The organism is Pseudoalteromonas sp. SG45-2 (genome assembly GCF_014164115.1).
GTDB lineage: Bacteria > Pseudomonadota > Gammaproteobacteria > Enterobacterales > Alteromonadaceae > Pseudoalteromonas > Pseudoalteromonas distincta.
In genome coordinates, this window is sequence record NZ_JACJEO010000030.1 from 34,547 (window position 1) to 53,350 (window position 18,804).

General features: G+C 40.7%; 17 protein-coding genes. 8 read left to right on the forward strand and 9 right to left on the reverse strand.

Features of this window, described 5'->3' with window-relative positions; all coding sequences use genetic code 11:
* Positions 1–15: 15 nt before the first annotated feature.
* Positions 16–1,323 (forward strand): DASH family cryptochrome, encoded by a 1,308-nt coding sequence (locus H5116_RS18160; RefSeq protein ID WP_182716775.1) that lies wholly within the window; start codon positions 16–18, stop codon positions 1,321–1,323.
* A gap of 29 nt (positions 1,324–1,352) precedes the next feature.
* Here H5116_RS18160 and H5116_RS18165 read toward each other — a convergent pair whose 3' ends face one another.
* Positions 1,353–2,429, reverse strand: a complete 1,077-nt coding sequence (locus tag H5116_RS18165; RefSeq protein ID WP_154904101.1) for a YeiH family protein — start codon at positions 2,427–2,429, stop codon at positions 1,353–1,355.
* Positions 2,430–2,550: 121 nt separating this feature from the next.
* Between H5116_RS18165 and H5116_RS18170 the strand changes: the two genes are divergently transcribed.
* Entirely contained in the window at positions 2,551–3,429 is an 879-nt protein-coding gene (locus H5116_RS18170) for a LysR family transcriptional regulator (protein WP_182716776.1), read from the forward strand.
* Between the two features lie 123 nt (positions 3,430–3,552).
* Here the strand turns inward: H5116_RS18170 and H5116_RS18175 are convergent, their stop codons facing one another.
* The 4 genes from H5116_RS18175 to H5116_RS18190 all read right to left on the reverse strand — a co-directional run bounded on the left by H5116_RS18175 (position 3,553) and on the right by H5116_RS18190 (position 8,140).
* A complete protein-coding gene (locus H5116_RS18175) occupies positions 3,553–3,990 on the reverse strand; it encodes a hypothetical protein (RefSeq protein ID WP_076925004.1) in 438 nt (145 codons plus the stop codon).
* Between the two features lie 462 nt (positions 3,991–4,452).
* Positions 4,453–4,911, reverse strand: a complete 459-nt coding sequence (locus H5116_RS18180; protein ID WP_076924979.1) for a thioredoxin family protein — start codon at positions 4,909–4,911, stop codon at positions 4,453–4,455.
* A gap of 107 nt (positions 4,912–5,018) precedes the next feature.
* Positions 5,019–6,986: a hypothetical protein gene (locus tag H5116_RS18185; protein WP_182716777.1), complete on the reverse strand. Its 1,968-nt coding sequence runs from the start codon at positions 6,984–6,986 to the stop codon at positions 5,019–5,021.
* Positions 6,987–7,228: 242 nt separating this feature from the next.
* A complete protein-coding gene (locus H5116_RS18190) occupies positions 7,229–8,140 on the reverse strand; it encodes a LysR family transcriptional regulator (RefSeq protein WP_039488765.1) in 912 nt (303 codons plus the stop codon).
* Positions 8,141–8,314: 174 nt separating this feature from the next.
* Between H5116_RS18190 and H5116_RS18195 the strand changes: the two genes are divergently transcribed.
* The 6 genes from H5116_RS18195 (at position 8,315) to H5116_RS18220 (ending at position 15,682) form a co-directional block, all read left to right on the forward strand.
* Positions 8,315–8,992 carry a glutathione S-transferase family protein gene (locus H5116_RS18195; protein WP_182716778.1) on the forward strand — a complete coding sequence of 226 codons (678 nt, stop codon included), beginning with the start codon at positions 8,315–8,317 and terminating at the stop codon, positions 8,990–8,992.
* Positions 8,993–9,097: 105 nt separating this feature from the next.
* Entirely contained in the window at positions 9,098–10,225 is a 1,128-nt protein-coding gene (locus H5116_RS18200; RefSeq protein WP_182716779.1) for a zinc-binding dehydrogenase, read from the forward strand.
* A 221-nt stretch (positions 10,226–10,446) separates the two neighbouring features.
* A complete protein-coding gene (locus H5116_RS18205; protein WP_182692305.1) occupies positions 10,447–13,005 on the forward strand; it encodes a CotH kinase family protein in 2,559 nt (852 codons plus the stop codon).
* Positions 13,006–13,082: 77 nt separating this feature from the next.
* Positions 13,083–13,997, forward strand: a complete 915-nt coding sequence (locus H5116_RS18210) for a polyphosphate polymerase domain-containing protein (protein WP_182695248.1) — start codon at positions 13,083–13,085, stop codon at positions 13,995–13,997.
* A gap of 1 nt (position 13,998) precedes the next feature.
* Positions 13,999–14,586: a DUF4956 domain-containing protein gene (locus H5116_RS18215; RefSeq protein ID WP_033022227.1), complete on the forward strand. Its 588-nt coding sequence runs from the start codon at positions 13,999–14,001 to the stop codon at positions 14,584–14,586.
* 1 nt (position 14,587) lies between these two features.
* A complete protein-coding gene (locus tag H5116_RS18220; protein ID WP_182716780.1) occupies positions 14,588–15,682 on the forward strand; it encodes an OprO/OprP family phosphate-selective porin in 1,095 nt (364 codons plus the stop codon).
* A 116-nt stretch (positions 15,683–15,798) separates the two neighbouring features.
* Here H5116_RS18220 and H5116_RS18225 read toward each other — a convergent pair whose 3' ends face one another.
* The 4 genes from H5116_RS18225 to H5116_RS18240 all read right to left on the reverse strand — a co-directional run bounded on the left by H5116_RS18225 (position 15,799) and on the right by H5116_RS18240 (position 18,707).
* Positions 15,799–16,284: a hypothetical protein gene (locus H5116_RS18225; RefSeq protein WP_182716781.1), complete on the reverse strand. Its 486-nt coding sequence runs from the start codon at positions 16,282–16,284 to the stop codon at positions 15,799–15,801.
* 457 nt (positions 16,285–16,741) lie between these two features.
* Entirely contained in the window at positions 16,742–17,152 is a 411-nt protein-coding gene (locus H5116_RS18230) for a hypothetical protein (RefSeq protein ID WP_182716782.1), read from the reverse strand.
* A gap of 146 nt (positions 17,153–17,298) precedes the next feature.
* Positions 17,299–17,790, reverse strand: coding sequence for a hypothetical protein (locus H5116_RS18235; protein ID WP_182716783.1), 492 nt, complete (start codon positions 17,788–17,790; stop codon positions 17,299–17,301).
* A 326-nt stretch (positions 17,791–18,116) separates the two neighbouring features.
* A complete protein-coding gene (locus tag H5116_RS18240; protein ID WP_259398868.1) occupies positions 18,117–18,707 on the reverse strand; it encodes a transposase in 591 nt (196 codons plus the stop codon).
* Between the last annotated feature and the right edge of the window lie 97 nt (positions 18,708–18,804).

Here is an 18,804-nt window from a genome sequence, read left to right on the forward strand (position 1 = left end):
AACCTGAGCAAACCTATGAGCAAACGTATTTTATATTGGCTACAAAACGATTTACGAATAGACGACAACCCTATTTTAAGCGAACTTGCTACTGAGCAATGCGCGCTCGATATTGTATTTGTTATAAACCCGCACTGGTTTAAAAATAATAACTATCAACAAAAGCCGTATGGCGTGCATAAACAGCAGTTTTTAATGCAAAGCTTGTATGAACTCCAACAAGCACTTATTGAGCGCGGGCAAACACTGCATGTACTTGAAGGCGAACCTGTATCGCTTTTGAAAGCGCGTATTAATGAGCAAAATATTGATGAAGTTGTATACGGCGAGCAATTTGGCCTGTACGAGCAACGCCAAATAAACTTACTCAAAGCACATTGCCCTAATACTAAATTTGCAGGGTCGCAGCAAGACACGCTCTTTAAACAAAGTGACCTACCGTTTGATTTAAGCGAATTACCTAAACACTTTACCCCGTTTCGTAAAAAGGTAGAGGCCGCCACTAGCCCCATTTCACTTTCAATATTACCAAACGGTTTTCTCCCTCAGCCAATAACCTTGTGCGCTAAAAAACCTTTAGAGCGTATAGCAAATAATGGCGTAATGCATGGCGGGTTAAAAAGTGCGCAAACACATTTAAAGCAATACTTTTCAGGTTTACTACCAAGTACTTATAAAATAACTCGAAACGAGCTTGATGGCTTTAATAACACCACAAAATTTAGTACCTGGCTTGCTTTAGGTTGTGTAAGTGCGCGGCAAGTTTATAAAGCAGTTGAGGCGTACGAACATAGTCAAATAACAAACGAGTCTACTTACTGGATTAAATTTGAATTGCTATGGCGAGAGTATTTTAAATGGCATGCACTTAAGGCAGGTAAAAGCCTGTTTAGCTTTAAAGGCCAAAAGCAAACAAAACCCCTTACTACATTTATGCCAAACCGCTTTGCTACCTGGTGTAATGGCTCAACACCCTACCCATTAGTCAATGCCATTATGAATGAGCTTAACGCTACGGGTTATATATCAAATAGAGCAAGGCAAATTGCAGCCAGTTGCTTAGTGAACGAGCTTGGCCTTGATTGGCGATACGGTGCAGCTTATTTTGAACAGCAACTGATTGATTACGATGTAGCCGCTAATTGGGGTAATTGGCAATATATAGCAGGTGTAGGCGTAGATCCGCGTGGTGGTAGGCACTTCAATATTGAAAAACAAACGTTACAGTTTGACCCGCACGCTGTTTACATTAATAAATGGCAAGGCAATGAAAATACCAGCACGCAGCTGGATACCTTAAACGAAGTTGATTGGCCAATTTAAGCCGCCAATCAACTTTTACCAAGTAACGTTTAAAACAACTCAGCAATACCCACATTAATAGCGTAACCACCCAAGGTTAAAAACAAAAATAAACAGCCTGCTAATAACAGCGGTTTTATACCGGCTTGGCGAATAGCGCCAACATGTGTGCGTAAGCCTAAAGCCACCATCGCAATGGTGAGTAATATATTATCAAACCAAACAACTGCGCTTGTAGCGACTTGAGGAATAACTGATAGCGAATGCACACCACTTGCCACAATAAATAACACAGCAAACCAAGGGATTGTAATACCCGCTTTTTGCTCGCCGCCAGGCGCGTTTATATTTGCATGCTTTTTACTTTGCCAAAACGATAAGCCCACTAAAAATGGCGCAAGCATCATCACCCTTAGCATTTTTTCTATAACGGCGGTATCTGCAGCATTAGCGCTTACAGCTGTACCCGCTGCAACCACTTGCGCTACTTCATGAATGGTTGAGCCTACAAAAATACCGTAAGCGTGCTCGCTCAATCCCATGTAATCAAACATGATTGGGTAGGCGAACATGCTTAACGTGCCAAACACCACCACCGTTGCCACCGCTACCGATACTTTATGCGCCTGCGCTTTTATAACCGGCTCAGTTGCCATAACCGCTGCGGCACCACAAATAGAGCTACCCGCGCCAATTAATATGGTTGTTTGTTCATCAAGCTTAAATACGCGCTTACCTAGCTGCACTGCCAAAATAAATGTGCCTAACAGCATTACTATATCGGTTAATAGGCCATGCCAGCCTACACCCGCTACTTGCGCAAAAGTAATTCTAAACCCAAATAAAATAACGCCCGCTTTGAGTAATATACTTTTAGCGTAATCAACGCCTACATCTGTACGCGTAGCAATGTGCGCAAACACGCTGTTGCCTACAATGATGCCAAGCACAATACCAATCGTTAAAGAGCTAAATTGCGCACTTTGCATTATGGGTAACTTACTTAATGCAACAGATGCCCCCGCCAAAACAACCACCAGCAGCATACCTAACCACCAGCGCGTATCGCCATATTGCTTAGTATTAATACCCAAAGGCTGAAACCCATTTTTAATAGCGCTAAGCATAATATTCCCTCAATTGAACAACGTTAAACTGTTGACTTCATTTTAAGAAAGCGCAAAATATAACTCCAATACATTAAAATCATGATTCGATAACTTAAAGTTATGTAATTTGAGAGGCACAATGAACTTGCATGCACTTCGGGTGTTTTATACGGTAGCAAAGCTTGGTAGTTTTTCAGGCGCAGCTGAAGCGCTTTTTATAAGCCAACCGGCTGTATCTAAAGCGCTAAAAGAGCTTGAGCACCAATTAAATATTCAACTTATAGAGCGTGCATCTAAAGGCAAAAAACTTACCTTAAGCGAGGGCGGCCAAGCCTTGTATGATCATGCACGTAGCATTTTTGCTATTGAAAAGGCAGCCATTGAAGATATTAAATCACGCACAGGGCTTAAGCGTGGCACGCTCGTTATAGGCACTAGTACAACCATTGCCAGCTATTGGCTACCGCCCTACTTAGCTAAATTTTGCGCGCAGTACCCTGATATAAAAGTAGAAGTACAAGTGGCTAATACAGCGCAAATTGAGCACGCCCTACTTGAATGCACTATCGATTTAGCACTGGTTGAAGGCACACCTACCGAGCCGCATATAATAAGTAAGCACTGGCAAAACGATTTAATGAGTGTCGTTATACCCAGTAACTTTAAGCCCGCTAAAAACTTAAATGCATGGTTAAACAAACAGTTTTGGCTACTGCGCGAGCCGGGCTCGGGTACTCTAGAAATGTCGGTAAAGTTATTAGCCCAACATGGCGTAATAGCAGAGCGCAGTATGCAATTGGGCAGCAACGAAGCCATAGCAAGGGCTGTTGCTCAAGGTATGGGGGTCGCTTTATTGCCAAATGTAGTTACTGAGGATTTAGTGCAGCTAGGTAAATTAACACGCCTGAGCCCAAAAAATAACGAGCAACTTTCTCGGCCACTTTATCAACTGCATTATAAAGACAGACCGTCTTCACACGCTGCGCAAGCGTTCGAAAAAAGCCTGTTTAGTGAATAATGCTCACAATCTGTAAGTAGTAAGGCACCAGTAGCAAATTTAGATAAAGTTTAATATATGAAGTCAAAATTTGAGCCCTTTAGTCTTTCTGATGCCTATTAGCTAAGTTAAAACTCACTTGTGTTACGTGATACACCTTTCATGCTTCACTATTAAATTAAAATAATTTTTAAACATGTGTTCAGAACTGATATCCCTTAAATCCACATCAAAATAGTAGCCGCTTTCTAAAAGTTCCAAACTTTCTAAATCATTGCAAATGCGTTCAAGAATTAAATATTTATACTTTGGAGTTATGCTTTTAATGTCATCCGGAATAAGCCCTTCGGCATCAAAATTCAAAACAACTCTTAAACTGGTACCTGAATAGCCATAGTTTACAAAACTAATTCGGCTATCAATAGATGAAAAAAAAGCGCTGTAGTGATTTTTATCTTCTTCGTATTCCCATTGAGAAGCATCCCCCCAAATCAAGACAAAAATAACGCCAAAAGCAGCTGCAGCTACAAACAATTTGTTGGCATTTATCAAAAACCACAATTGAACTTTTTCAGATCGCATTAACTTCATAAGTCACATAACTTTTAAGTAAAAGACTAAATCAGTCGGATAAAATAAAAGACTAATAATCAAAACTAAAGTCTTGCTCATTCACATGTGTGGATAATATAACTAAGGTTAAGAAAAATACCTTGATGCTACACCAATGCCGATAAGTAAAATAATTAATAAAACCCAATATCTTTTTGAACCATCTAAATTTTCACCGCACACTGGGCAAGATGATGACGCGATTGGAGTCCCGTTAAGATTTGTCGTTTTAACTATTGGGGAGGTAATTCCTGATTTACACTTTTTGCACTTCATAAATATCCATATTAATTATAAATAAAATCGCGGGATGATGCTCACAAAACGCTTACCTAATTGACGTTAAATGACAGGCTATAATTAGCAACAAATCAAAGAATGCCAAGCTTTATACATCCTTTTAATTGAATTGCCATAGCATAAGAATAGACCTTACAAACCCTTAGTTAAATCTTGCGCTAACGTGCCCGTTGGCTTTTCAATTACGCGTACTAACTCTTTACCATTTTGCTTAACAATAAACGTTGGGGTGTATTGCAAGTCGTTAGCCTGTGCAATACCTGCATCGTCTTGCTTGTTGTAACCTACGGCCACATATTCAATGCTTGCAAGTTGTACTTTTGATTCATCTAGTAACTTAACTAAACGCGGTACTTCGCGCTCACTGTCGTGGCACCATGTACCAAATAGTACAATTAGCTCTTTACCTTCTAGCTTTTGCATTAACGCAATGTCTTGTGTTGTAGGCGTAAAAGCCTTGTATTGTTCGCTAAACTTGTCGTAGTCGCTTAGCAGTACATCAGTGGTAATTGCGCCCGAAAATGGTGCGTCAGCAGCACAGCTTAATAACGGCATGCTTAAAGCACACAATAAAATTAATTGTTTAAACATAAGGTTGCTCTTAATTAGATATTAAATTAGGTATTAAAGTTAGGTATTAAATAAAGCATTTAACGACTATACCCAATATTGAGTGTGGAGTGAACAACTCAAGACCGTTACTTTTTCTCCATAAAAAAGTTAACTTGCGATAAGTTAGTTAAATACTCGCGTCTTACGTCTTTATTCTCGGCTAACTTATCTAAGTCACCAATTAAAGTGACTAACTTATTGTGAGAATGGCTGCTTGTTTTTTTAAATTCGTCTTGCTTTTCATCACTCTCAACACGCTCTTTTTTATTCATGTTGTAGCTGTTTTCGTTTTCTTCAAGCCAAATATCGTCAATTAAACGAATGTCGCTTTTACTAACGGTTTGCTCTTGCATCGCCATTTGCAGTTCGTATTGGTTAGTTTGCGGATTAAACGCATACATTTTTGTATCAACATCAACCTCGTGAGACTGATCAAGCCCCACAAGCTCTTTATTTTTAACCGCAGTACCTACGTTATAACTCTCTTCTTTGTTGTAGTAATCAGGGCGACTGTATTGATAATCAAAGTGGCTACTTACATTTTTACTTTGCGTTACACCGCTAAGATCCCCTAATGGGGTTTGATCAGTCGCTTGGCTTAGCTCAATTGTACTTTTAGGCTGATAGTCGCCGTTATCCAGCGCATAAGAAAACGTGGCATCAAAATCAGCGAGCTTAGAAATACCCGCTCCCAATGTATTTGGCGCTTTATTACTAAGCCCTTGGTAACGGGTATCGTTTGTAATCATGTTATCAACCAAATCCGCAACCATAGCGCGCCCGTCATTAAATTGCTGTTCTGCAAGTGACTCCAAATTGCTATAACGCTCAGCAGCCGACGACATACTCGCAAAAGCGCCTTTAAACAATGCAAAACCTTGTTGCATTGCCTCATCGCCACTTTTACCAAATGCAGATGTTTTATCATCTTTAGTACTGTTTACTCGGCTATCTTCTAGGCTTTGATCTAGCGACGCTAAATACCGCTGCATTTGCTGCGTGTCTTTAGCGCCAATGGTTGACATACCGAGTGCAAAATCAATGTCGTTTTGCCCACCTGCGGCTGTAAACACAAGTGCTTGTTGGTTTGATGCTTCATCAATGGAGTAACTCAAATCAAGCGTGTTCTGGACAGTATCAAGCGCATCATTTTGCGTTGTTGAAAACGACACATTAAAACCGGCTAACTGTTCACTATTAAAGCCCGCTAAAAAGTCTAAGCTCATGTCTGCTTGGTTTGGCACTATAAGAGGATTGAATGAATTTTCACTCACTTTAAAAAACTCATCAGCCATTTCGCCAACACCCGCCATAACCTGCGTTAAAGCGCCATGTTCAGCCTCAGATAAATTGCCATTAACTTCGTAACTTATGCCAAAGCCATCTATCGCTTCACCGGTTTCTTCGTCATAACCTTGCGATGAGTTAAAGGTAATGTTTATAACATCACCCTCTTTAGTTTTTACCGAGAGCTCAAACAGGTAGTTATCGTCATCCTCGTATTTTGCGCGATTAAGGCTTTCCATGTAAGGATTAAGTGAGCGCTCAACACGTTGCTGGCTTGAGGCTAAAAACGTTTTTTGCTCATGCCCAAGCTGACCTAAACTCGATAAAATATCGCTGGTATTAGCATAAGCACCCTGAATATTTTTAACTGATGTATTTAATCGCTCAATTAATTGGGTGCTGTTTTCGTTTTTTAATAACCCCTCATGCTGAGAGCTTATTACGGTGCGCAGGGCGAGTTCTTCATCGGAGAGTTTATAGTTAAGCGTGCTCGGCGTGCTTGAAATAGTAAATAACGAGGTAAGCTGCTGTTGTAAGACGTCCTCTATTTTTTGATTACTAGTTATTGTTTCGTAAAGCGTTTCATCATTTAGCTGGTTTAATAACTCGTCGGTTATTTTTGACTCGTTAGTTTGTAAATCATTAATAGCTTGAAGGTCGCTGCTGGTGTGTAGCGAAGGACTCACAGAGCTTTGGGTAGCGTTATTAACTGATTGGGCCAGCAAAGTGCTTAAATTAGCCTGGCTGCCAAGAGTACTGTTGACCATGATTATCCTTAATCGCTAAACCCTATTAAGTAATTTATCGGACGCAGCATTAAAAGCTTTAGCTTAAGGAGACGTTTTTTACCTATTATTTATACAAACAACCCATTAATAAATTAAATAAGCATAAATCTAAATCGAATAAGCGTAGGTCGGATAAGCGCAGCGCCATCCGACAATTCACCAATTCACCACTCTATTTATCTACTACCCACCTGACTATTAAGGGCTATTCTGTTCGCTCATTACTCTTCATTTGTTTCTTTTATTCTTTGTACTAAAAAGTCGACCGCCGCTTTTACCTTTGGTACTAAATAGCGCTGCTTTTGATACAACAAATAAACCGCCATAGTCGCATTTTGGCTTATCGCTAACTCATGCTCAAACTTAAGCTCTTGCAACTGGCCAGACTCAAGGTATGAGTCGAGCGCCCATCGAGTTGACATTAAAATGCCCTCGCCATTACATGCTTTTTTAGCTAGCCACGATCCGTTATTTGAAATAGCGACCGCAGGCCCAGAAACGTCGTGCCATTGCTCATCCACTTTACATAACCAAGGCGTTGGCCCCGCTGGCGTTTTAAAATAAAGACCACTGTGGCCCTTTAATTCCATAACATTAGTAGGTACACCGTATTTTTGTAAATAGCAGGGTGACGCAACAGGAATAAAGCCGTTATCCATTAGTTTTATTGCCAACACGCGTTCATTTGGCGCATAGCCACCGCGAATCGCAATATCAACATCGTCACGCCCAAGTGTCGACAGCTCATCACTTAAGCTAACATCTAATATAATTTCGGGGTATAGCGCGCTAAATTCATCAAGCAGAGGCAGTAATATTTTGTCACCAAAACTTACCATTGAGCTTATACATAATCGCCCCATTGGTGTTGTTTGATAACTGCGTACAGTTTCGTGGCTTTGCTCTAGCTGATTTAATATTTGCTGAACATCGTTATAGTAAATTTGCCCAACTTCGGTCAATTTAACTATGCGGGTCGAACGCTTTAAAAGCGTAGCCCCTAGGCTTTTTTCTAAATCAGCAACTCGCCTCGACAACGACGAGGGCGGCACATCAAATGCTTTGGCGGCTTTGGTAAAACTGCCCGTTTCAACCACCTTAATAAAATACCGTATGGCTTTTAGTTGATCCAAGTTGCCTCTCCATTAAATAAAATGCTTTATTGTCTTAAAGACAAAAGTGATTCGCATTTTCCCCTATATATAAGCAAATTAAAACAAGTAATAATGTACTCAACCTAAAGACAGGGACTTAAATTGCATTTTTTGGCAATGAGTATCTTCACGTTAATGATGGAAAGCTGACTTATGATTACTTTGCACGGTTTTGCTGCTAGCAACTATTACAACCTAGTTAAACATGTACTTTTACACAAACAACTGCCATTTAAAGAACACCTTGTTTACGGCGGTAGCGAAGAGTTATTAGCAACCAGCCCTGCAGGCAAAGTGCCTGCAATCACAACAGCTAGCGGCCTTAATATTTCTGAGTCGAGTGTTATTTGCGACTTTATAGAAGAGTCGTACCCACAAACCCCGCTATACCCTGAAGATGCAGGTGAGCGCGCAGTTGTACGTCAAATTATGAAAATGGCAGAGCTTTATTTTGAACTGCCGAGCAGACGGTTCATCCCTTATGTATTTTCAGGCGCTGAAGTAACCGACACAACTAAAGGCGAAGTACGCCAAGTATTAACGCGTGGCGTAACCGCTTTGAGTAGCGTGTGTAAGTTTTCACCTTGGATTGCAGGCGAGCAATTTACAATGGCAGACATTTACGTTTATTACGTAAACACCATTGTTAGCGCCTTTGGCTCAAGCCAGCTTGATTGGGATGTACTTGCACAAGTACCCGGCATGAAAGAGTGGAACGAATCAATGAGCCAATTAGCTATTACCCAAAGCATAGAGGCCGATCGGCAATCAAATATGGCTGAATTTATGCAAAAAGTGAAAGCGCAAATTCAAGCAGCCAACGCTAAATAACGCGTAGCTACAAAAGTATCTATTCTAATTTTTAATTACTAAGACAGATCGCCAATACAATAATGCTATTGGCTTAACAAATTTAATTCTTTGCAGGAGACACCTATGACAGATAAAAATATCCAACTTACTTCAACTATCAGCGAAGACAATAAACTTACACTTGCCTTAAAAAACATCGAGATGCCAAAGCCAAATGCCGATGAAGTGGTTATTCGTATTGAAGCTGCACCATTAAACCCATCAGACTTAGGCGTTTTATTCAGCGCAGCTGATATGTCTACTGCAAAGCAATCGGGTACTGATGAAGACCCAGTAATTACTGCCGATGTTCCAGCTCAATTTATGCCATCACTTAAAACTCGTGTTGGAAAAGCAACCCCTGTAGGTAATGAAGGCGCAGGCACCGTAGTAGCTGCGGGGTCATCACCTGCTACACAAGCATTAATGGGTAAAACCGTTGCAGTAATTGGCGGCGGTACGTATCGTCAATTTATATGTGCCAATGTACAAAGTTGCCTAGAGCTAAAAGAAGGGACTACTGCCAAAGAAGGTGCATCATCTTTTGTTAACCCACTTACCGCACTAGCAATGGTAGAAACCATGCGCGCTGAAGGCCATAAAGCCATTATTCACGCCGCAGCGGCCTCTAACCTTGGCCAAATGCTAAACCGTATTTGTATTGCCGATGGCGTTGATTTAATTAATATTGTTCGCAAACCAGAACAAGAAAAATTACTGCGCGATATGGGTGCAAAATATATTGTTAACTCAAGCAGCGACACTTTTCTTGCTGACCTAACAGCTGCAATAATCGAAACCGGTGCAACTATAGCGTTTGACCCTATTGGTGGCGGCCAACTAACAAGTGACATTCTTAACTGTATGGAAGTTGCAGCTGCGCGCGATATGAAAGAGCACACAATTTATGGCTCTGATACATTTAAACAAGTGTACATTTATGGCGCACTAGACCGCGGCCCTATTACACTAAACCGTAACTTTGGTTTTGCATGGGCTGTAAACGGGTTCTTGTTATTTAATGCCTTAGGTAAATTAGGCACAGATACAGTAATGAAAATGCGCAAACGGGTTGCTGATGAAATCACCACTACATTTGCGAGTAACTACACGCACGAAGTGTCATTAGCTGAGGTATTACATTTACAGTCAATCGCGGCTTATTCTAAACAAGCCACCGGCGAAAAGTACTTAATTAAACCTCAAGCTTAATTATATATTCTTCGTTAAAAATTAAAAAGCAGATGCTAATTAGGTATCTGCTTTTTTACGTTTAAATATACGCACTTTACTATTGCTAGGTTTGCAGTTAACGCGTCCTTAAAGCTGTCATAAAACCATCACAAAAACGTAATTTACTAAATGTTTACACATTGTTTGCACCTTTTATTCTTATAGTTTATCCACTTTAATAAAATAATAAGCGTGCCTACATGAATATAAAACCTTTTATATTTTATTCAGTTATTGCCTCTACTACATTATTGTATGGCTGCGGCGGTGCTGAGCAAACTACCGACACTAGCACAGAGCAAAGTACTGATTCATCATCAACAATCACGTCAACTGGCTTAGTTATAAATGAAATTGTCGCAAGTCCAAGTGATACCTCCTACGATTGGATTGAGCTATATGCCACTGAAGATATAGCCGATTTGTCGGTATTTTCACTTGTTGATGATAACGCCGACAGAGAGCCTCAAGCATTACCCGCAGTAGCGCTTTCGCAAGGTGAGTTTATTGTTATTCAAGCCATTGATGAAACCGACACACCGCCCGATAACGGTTATTACGTTACCTTTAAACTAGGTAGCGACGACGCTGTTACGCTTTATGAAAATGGCACTGCGGTGTCTGTACTTGATTGGGAAGAAGGCGAAGCCCCTGAAGGTTTTAGCTACGGCTTATACACCGACGGCACCGGCACCGCGCAAACATTAACACCAACACAGGGCACAGCTAACCAAACAGCCGACACCTCAACACTTGTTACCACGCTAATTGCTGAAGATGCCCCACTGCGTATAAACGAAGTAGTAGCAAAAGACAGCAGCGGCTCCGAGGACTGGATAGAGCTTTATGTAACAAGCAGTAGCGATGTTTATTTAGCTGACTACACACTAAGTGATGACAATAACGAGCAATTTTCCCTACCCGACATTACTTTAGCGCCCGGTGAGTTTTATCGTATTTACGCCAGCACCGATGATTTAGGCGACCTCCCAAGCGTAGCGTTTAAATTAGGCTCAAGCGATACCGTAAGCCTTTACAGTAACAATGTAATTATAGAGCAGTTATCGTGGAAAAAAGGCCAAGCCTTGAGTGGTTACAGCTATGGCCGCTACCCAGATGGCAGCGATGCAACAGCGGTATTAACTCCAACAGAGCTTAGTCAAAATAGCAAAGCAACTCACGGACCACTCGTTATTAACGAAGTGGTGGCAAGCGCTGCAGACGATGGCAACGACTGGTTTGAGCTATACAATAACAGCGAAAATACTATTAACTTAGCCAACTACCAAGTTATTGATGAAAGCGACGACATAGACCCAGTAACCCTGCCCGACATAGATTTATACGCAGGCCAATACATTACTATTTATGCCACCGATGAAGATCCAGGTACTTACTACGTACCGTTTAAACTAGGTAAAGAAGACGAGTTAAGCTTAATACTCAACGATGAAGTAATTGACTACATTGATTGGGACGAAAGCGATGTAGCCACAGGCTTTAGTTACGGCCTAAGTAACAGCACCGACTTTACTCATGCGTTTTTAACCCCTACTCCAGGTAGCGAGAATACCGTTGCAACCGCATTTACACCCACAGCTGTTAATACGCTTTCTATTACAATTACCGACGAAAACTGGCAAGACATTCTAGATAACCCACTTGATGAGGAATATCACGAAACTGCTATTACTTTTAACGGTGTAACACTCGATAGCGTGGCTATTCGCACTAAAGGCGGCTCAAGCTTAAGCAGTGTTGCCAACTCTAGCAGTGACCGATACAGCTTTAAGGTCGACATTAACGAATACGTGTCGGGCCAAAAGTTTTTTGGGCTAAAAAAATTCACACTGCAAAACTCGTTTAACGACCCGTCGTACATGCGTGAAGTAATTGCCTACGACCTAATGGATGAAATGGGCGTACCAACGCCTGAGCATGCTTACGTTAACTTTTATGTAAACGGCGAACTATTTGGTTTGTACTTAATGGTAGAAGCCATAGATGGTGAGTTTGTAGAAAAACACTTTGCCAACAGTAACGGCGATTTATACAAGCCTGATGGCACAGGCAGCGATTTACTATGGCTAGGTGACGACATACAAAGCTACACCGACATAAACTTACAAACTAACGAAGAGAGCACCGATAACGGCGCATTTATTAACTTTGTAGAATCGCTCGATGACGGCGAAACCAGCGCCATAGAGGTAGATACACTTTTACGTTATATGTCGGTTAGCACTTCGCTTTCTAATTTAGATAGCTACCACGGTACGCTTGCTCATAACTATTATATTTACGATGACGATGGCGTATTTAGCATTTTGCCATGGGATTTTAACGAGTCATTTGGCACCTTTAACATGAATTGTAATGGCGTAGATGTAAGAGAGCTCTACATTGATGAGCCAGTAAGCGGCGCATTAAATGAGCGCCCGTTAATTGCTAATGTATTTGCCGAGCAAAGCAACCTTGATGTGTACCACAGTTACTTAACGCAACTTATTAATGGTTCACTTTCAAGCGACACATTTAGTGCCCGCGTAAATGAAATAGCCGACTTAATCCGTGAGCACGTACAAAACGACCCCACTAGTTTTTACGGCTCAGATTACTTTGAGCAAAACCTAACCTCTACTACGGGGCAGTTTTACGGTTTAACGTCGTTTATGCAGTACCGCGTAGCAAATATGACCGCGCAGCTTGATGGCACATTGCCCTCAGCCGGCGACGGCAGCGGCTTTTGCGCTAGATAAACAACCCATCCTTCATGCAGTGCCAGCACGCTGGCACTGCACTCTGTAACTTTGCAATTTAATAATCTGAGAAAATTATGACAATTCAAGCACGTTTAAAGGATGAATTTTTTGAAAAGGACGCTTCAATTGCACCTGTAGCAATTACTGCAATAAACACTAAAAATAAGCAGGCCCAACCTGAAAAGCCAACCGCTGATAGCCCATTATCAACATTAATTAACGAGCTACTCACCCCGTTTGAAGGCTACGGATTAAAAGATCTTAATAACGCCAACTTAATGAACCGTGTAGACAGCAAGTTTATGCTGCCACTGTCTTTTTTACCTGAGCTACTAACTCACTTACATGGCCAATACCGTGTGCTTGATATACAAGGTAAGCGTTTATTTTCTTACTATAATCAGTACTTTGATACGCCCGAGCTTGATTTATACAAAGCCCACCATAACGGTAAGCTTAATCGATACAAAGTGCGCCAAAGACGCTACGTTGATACCGCCACCGAATACCTAGAAGTAAAACTAAAAAACAATCAAAGCCGTACGGTTAAAACACGTATCAAGCTCGAAAAAAACAACGAGCAAGCTCATTGTACTGCATTTATGAAAGAACAAATGAAAAACAGCTTTGCACATTTAAACGTAACCCAACAAAGCGGCTATAACCGAATAGCCTTAGCCAACGAAGAAAAAGCCGAACGCTTAACGCTTGATTTTAACCTGTGGTACAACACCCCAAAAGGCGATAACAAAATAACCCTACCGGGCTTTTTTATTGCCGAACTTAAGCAACGCAAAAAAACAAAACACTCGCCATTTTATAAGCTGATGAGCAAACACCACATATTCCCTGCCTCGTTTAGTAAATACTGCATTGGCTGTGCTTTGCTCTACCCCGAGCGCTTAAAAGTAAACCGCTTTAAACCCGTTTTAGCCCGTTTAAAACACCTTAACCGCACTAACCCGCTTTTACCTTTAGAGAATAATTAAAATGACAAAATTAGATCTTATTTTTCTTTCCCGTTTTTTAGTAAACATCCTATCGCTGGCTGTACTTTGCTATGGCTGTTACTTTCGCATAAGTAAAAATGCAGTGGTGGCAGGCTCGTTTATTTTATTTGGCGTAGGCGTTTTTATTATTACCTTTTTGCTGCATGGCGTTGATATGTCAATGGAATTTGCATTTGGTCTATTTGCCGTATTTACCATGCTAAGGTACCGCACTGAGTCTATTTCGATTAAAGAAATGACTTACTTATTCCTTGTTACTGCTATTGCTTTACTTACCTCTGTAGGGCAAATGAGCTTAATTGAGCTAAGTATTCTTAACGGCATAATTTGCTTAATTGCCTTTGTAATTGACTCAAGCATATTTGTAAAACGCTACGAAGTACAAAGCGTTTGCTACGAGCGCATAGAAAACATAACCCCGCAAAACCAAGCCACACTCATCAACGATTTAAAATTGCGCACAGGCCTAAACGTAGTTGCTGTAGACATAGAGCACATCGACTTTTTAAAAGATGTAGCCCAACTAAAAGTGAGCTACTTAGCCGAAAAACAAACAAAGGTAGCCTAACATGACCTCTAAACTAACTATCTCTACAGTGGCGCTTTCAACACTATGTTGTTTTGTTAGTAACGCAAGCTTTGCCAAAATTAACGATGATATAGACCTAAGCGGCTATATCATGCTCGACTACAACAAGTTTGATACCTCATTATTAGAGGATCAATACGACAGCAGCAGCTCAGAAAGTACCTCAGAAATACGCCGCGCTCGCCTAAGTTTTAAATCAGACATAAGCAAAGACTGGAAAAGTAAATTTCAGCTTGGCTTTGCCGATGGCGAAACCGAAATAAAAGACGCCTACCTAGAATACTCAGGCTGGAAATATGCTGATTTAACCATAGGCCAGCAAAAAGAAGGTTTTGGCCTAGAAAAACTAACCAGCTCTCGTAATTTATTAATGCTTGAACGCAGCATGATAAGCGAAGCGTTTTCGCCAGGGCGAAGTTTAGGTATTAGCCTTTCAGGAGAGATAGCCTCAGTAAATTGGCAACTTGGTTATTATCAGCCCGACGAAGACGAAGCAACATCAGCTATTACAGGGCGGGTAGCCTGGGTGCCATGGCAGCAAGATACCAACCTATTACACTTAGGCGTCGCATTTAGTGAGAGGCAGTACGACGGTAACGAATTTAGAGTAAATGAGCCACTTGAAGTTTATACCGCCGACTCATTAATAGAAGGCGATAAAATTAATGCCGATAACCTCTCGCAGCAAGGTATAGAGCTGTTATGGATTAAAGACAGATTGACCATGATGGCCGAGTGGCAACAAGCACAAATAACCAGTATTGAAGAGTCAACCAATGATTACGAAGGCGGCTATTTGCAATTTGGTTATCAACTAACGGGCGGATACCGCAAGTATAAAAACGCAAAACTAGGCGCAAGCTCAGAGCCAGGCTGGGAGCTCACTGGCCGCTATAGCTTACTTAAGCTCAAGCAAGAAAACCAAGACGCAAAAACCTACGCACTTGGTGTTAACTACACCGTAAACAAAAACATAAAGTTTATGGCCGACTACATTAAAGCCGACTACTTTGAAGCGGGTGGTACTATCACATCGGGCAATGCAATCTCATTAAGGCTGCAATATTCGTTTTAATGCGTTTGCGTGTTAAGCCAGTTAATCTAAAACTATAAAGCCCTATGCTAAACGTTACGTTTAGCATAGGGCTTTATAGTTACTTAGTAAATAATATTTAAGTTAGTTTATAAATACTAATTACCAGCGCCTGCAAATTGTATTGGGTAATCCATATCGCCGCTGCGGTTAATACTGTTACACAGATTTTTATTAAAACTACCCAGTGATGGGTCGATGGTGTGCTCATTAACTACAATACCGTCACTTCGCCTTTTAACCTCAATAGATCCGATTGTTTTAATCGCTGATAAATTATCGCCTACGTTTTTAAATATAAAATACTCTATGTGTTCAGTAATAGACACCGCGTTTTCGATATCTCCCTTAACGGCAGGCACTTGGTAGTTAACACCATTACACGTTAAATCATAAACTTTTACTAATTCTAGCTCGTCAGCTCCTTGCACATCAGCAATAACTTTAATCGTGGGCTGCGCTGCTGTTTCAAGTAAGTATTGTGTTTCACTCATTTCGCTTAAAGAAAACGAATCAACGCTTTTAGCTATAGAACAGCCCGATAATAAAGTAAAAACTAAAAACACTGCCCTATTAAAAAACACCTATAAATACCTTATTTCTAAAATTTATTTGCTTAGTATTACCATAACACTAAGAGAGGTTCTAAATATAACCTCTAAACAGCTAAAACAACCTCACTTATATTCTTTCTCATTCAAGCTTGAAACAGGGCTTTATATAAGGCGAGGCTTTGATAAGTGAATTTCCAATAGGAAGTTGGAATATTTCCCATTCAATGCTGGAATTGAGCTTATTTCTCAATTAACGCTGGAAGGGATCACCCGTACGTTGCTAGCCACTCAAGTACATTAAAGGTTTAAGGATATAGTTAATTTGATAGGCGTACTCTGGCAAACTTCGCTAATGCGACATCAGCAGGCACTGGCAAACCTTGATGTATGAAGTCAAAATTTGACTCTTTTGACCCAAAAATTGTTGGCTAAAATAGGCGACGCAGGAGCAAAAGCCCACTGTTTTTAGTCCTTGTTGATTTTCTTGTTAGCAGTACGATAACTCAAACTCTGAATTATTTAAAATACTCTCGATAAGTTTCTGATAGCTATTGGGATTACAAACATAACCAGAATAGTTTTTGTTATTAAAACTAAATTGATGGAGAGAAGAAAGCACAATTTTTTGACTATGCAGATACTCCTCAAATGAGGTAAGACTCACGGCAGAACAAGAAAAATTAAAGAGACCATTTATTGATAATTCAGTTATTACACCTTCAGATACTTGGGTATAAAACCACTGTAATTTAGAAAGTTGATTACTAAGATCTCGTAAACACAAAGATACGGCTTTCTCGGCTGTTTTCGATGAACTTTTGACCAAGGCATTAGATGGAAGATGAATTACACTCCCAATAAAATTTCCTGATTTTTCCTCGACACCTATTTCTAACACTGAACTTTCCTGTACTGCTAACGCTTTGCCAAGGGGCAAATGCGAACGTTGTTGGGCGAAGCCCAGTGAGTATTTGTCCCAGCCGCGCTTTTTGCGGCGAACTTTGGCAACTTGTTAGGTTCCGGTTTTAGGGATGTTACATTTGATCATAAACCAATTCTTTTGCTTTCGTTAAGCATAGCGAACCCCATATTTTCTTCGCCGAAATGGCAAATTCTTGTTTTTGATGGATTTCCAAAAGAAAAATAGCCTTCTCGACGCTTTCCGCTGTCTTCATAAGAAAATGCCTTCATGACAAACCAAACACCATCAAAGTACTGAAACCAAATTAATTTGATTCCTTTACTTTTAGCGAATGAAATGAATTCATCAAGTCGGCCATCAGAAACTTCTACTTTCTTTTTAGTCCCTTTCATTGAAACGACATTTACCGGCAGGTTTTTACCATCATCTTCATCTATCCACTGAACAAGCTCAAATTTTCCTTTCTCAGCCAACTTAATCAAATGCTCTAAGCTACTATGATGTTTCGACAAAAAGCCTTCTGCTCTTTTTTCTGCCTTGTTTTTGAAAGGATTATACTCGTCAGAACACCCCAGCACTAAAAAACCAACAGCAAGAATCGTGAGTAATCTCATAGGAACCTAACACTTTAGTATTTATGCGACACGCAGTTTGTGTTGCATAATCGCTTGTTGGACTGAGGCGCTACCTGCTCGGTGTGTCAGAGTTGGTGTTGTTTATGCTATGGGAATTTGCTTTTTAGAGGCTCTAGCTAAATCAGCTAATTTAATAAGCTTACCTATTATAATTTAAGCTTTCCCTGCATTGCTCAGCGTTTATTATTTATTCATTAAACCGAATGTTTAACCGTTAAGCAAGGATATTTTTCGCTCGCACAGTCGCTATTAGCCTGAACAATTAAGCAGGTTAACTTATTGATTTGATGCAGCAAGCAAGGCTGCTAACTCGTTCGCGCTATTTTATTTGTCGCCTCATCTAAATTCATCACACCAATAAATCGTAAGGTACCCGTCTTGCATGACTGGCAAGACCAATGGGGTATTAATCGTTCTTGCTCTACCTTCGGCTTCACCGCTTTGCATGGGGATGCTGATACTTGAGCCTTTATTAACCCTAACTTTCGCTTGCGACATGCATTAGCTAAAAAGCCATAGTGGCGAATGCGCATAAACCCTTTGGGCAATACATGTTGTAAGTAGCGCCGTAAAAATTCATCACAACTCAGAGTCATGACTTTATCGCGGTTGTTCTCTGCATAATCGCGGTATTTAAAGCTCACTGTTTCTTCAGTCGCTGACACTAATCGCGATTCTGACATCACGCCTTTTCGGGTATAACGTGCAAGGTAACTGACTAACTTTTCACTGTACGTTAAACAGGCTTTGCTATACACGCACCATTTGGTTGGTGTGCTTACCTTCGCGAATGAACTATCGCATTCATTGAGCGCCGCGAGCATTTTCCCTCTAAACACTGTTGATAATGCTTTAACGGGGTATAAATCTGTCTCTTGATCACAAGTCTGACTCAAGAGATTTTGCTAAATCGTAGCCTTCCAGGATGGCTTGTAACTTAAGCCATCCTTGCCATAACACTTTCACAGATGCACGCCCTGTGCGCTTGGTATC

Excerpts from the sequence above, each read along its gene's own strand:
- H5116_RS18160 (WP_182716775.1), top strand. The coding sequence starts at position 16 with ATGAGCAAACGTATTTTATATTGGCTACAAAACGATTTACGAATAGAC.
- H5116_RS18165 (WP_154904101.1), bottom strand. The coding sequence starts at position 2,429 with ATGCTTAGCGCTATTAAAAATGGGTTTCAGCCTTTGGGTATTAATACT.
- H5116_RS18170 (WP_182716776.1), top strand. The coding sequence starts at position 2,551 with ATGAACTTGCATGCACTTCGGGTGTTTTATACGGTAGCAAAGCTTGGT.
- H5116_RS18175 (WP_076925004.1), bottom strand. The coding sequence starts at position 3,990 with ATGCGATCTGAAAAAGTTCAATTGTGGTTTTTGATAAATGCCAACAAA.
- H5116_RS18180 (WP_076924979.1), bottom strand. The coding sequence starts at position 4,911 with ATGTTTAAACAATTAATTTTATTGTGTGCTTTAAGCATGCCGTTATTA.
- H5116_RS18185 (WP_182716777.1), bottom strand. The coding sequence starts at position 6,986 with ATGGTCAACAGTACTCTTGGCAGCCAGGCTAATTTAAGCACTTTGCTG.
- H5116_RS18195 (WP_182716778.1), top strand. The coding sequence starts at position 8,315 with ATGATTACTTTGCACGGTTTTGCTGCTAGCAACTATTACAACCTAGTT.
- H5116_RS18200 (WP_182716779.1), top strand. The coding sequence starts at position 9,098 with ATGACAGATAAAAATATCCAACTTACTTCAACTATCAGCGAAGACAAT.
- H5116_RS18205 (WP_182692305.1), top strand. The coding sequence starts at position 10,447 with ATGAATATAAAACCTTTTATATTTTATTCAGTTATTGCCTCTACTACA.
- H5116_RS18210 (WP_182695248.1), top strand. The coding sequence starts at position 13,083 with ATGACAATTCAAGCACGTTTAAAGGATGAATTTTTTGAAAAGGACGCT.
- H5116_RS18215 (WP_033022227.1), top strand. The coding sequence starts at position 13,999 with ATGACAAAATTAGATCTTATTTTTCTTTCCCGTTTTTTAGTAAACATC.
- H5116_RS18220 (WP_182716780.1), top strand. The coding sequence starts at position 14,588 with ATGACCTCTAAACTAACTATCTCTACAGTGGCGCTTTCAACACTATGT.
- H5116_RS18235 (WP_182716783.1), bottom strand. The coding sequence starts at position 17,790 with ATGAGATTACTCACGATTCTTGCTGTTGGTTTTTTAGTGCTGGGGTGT.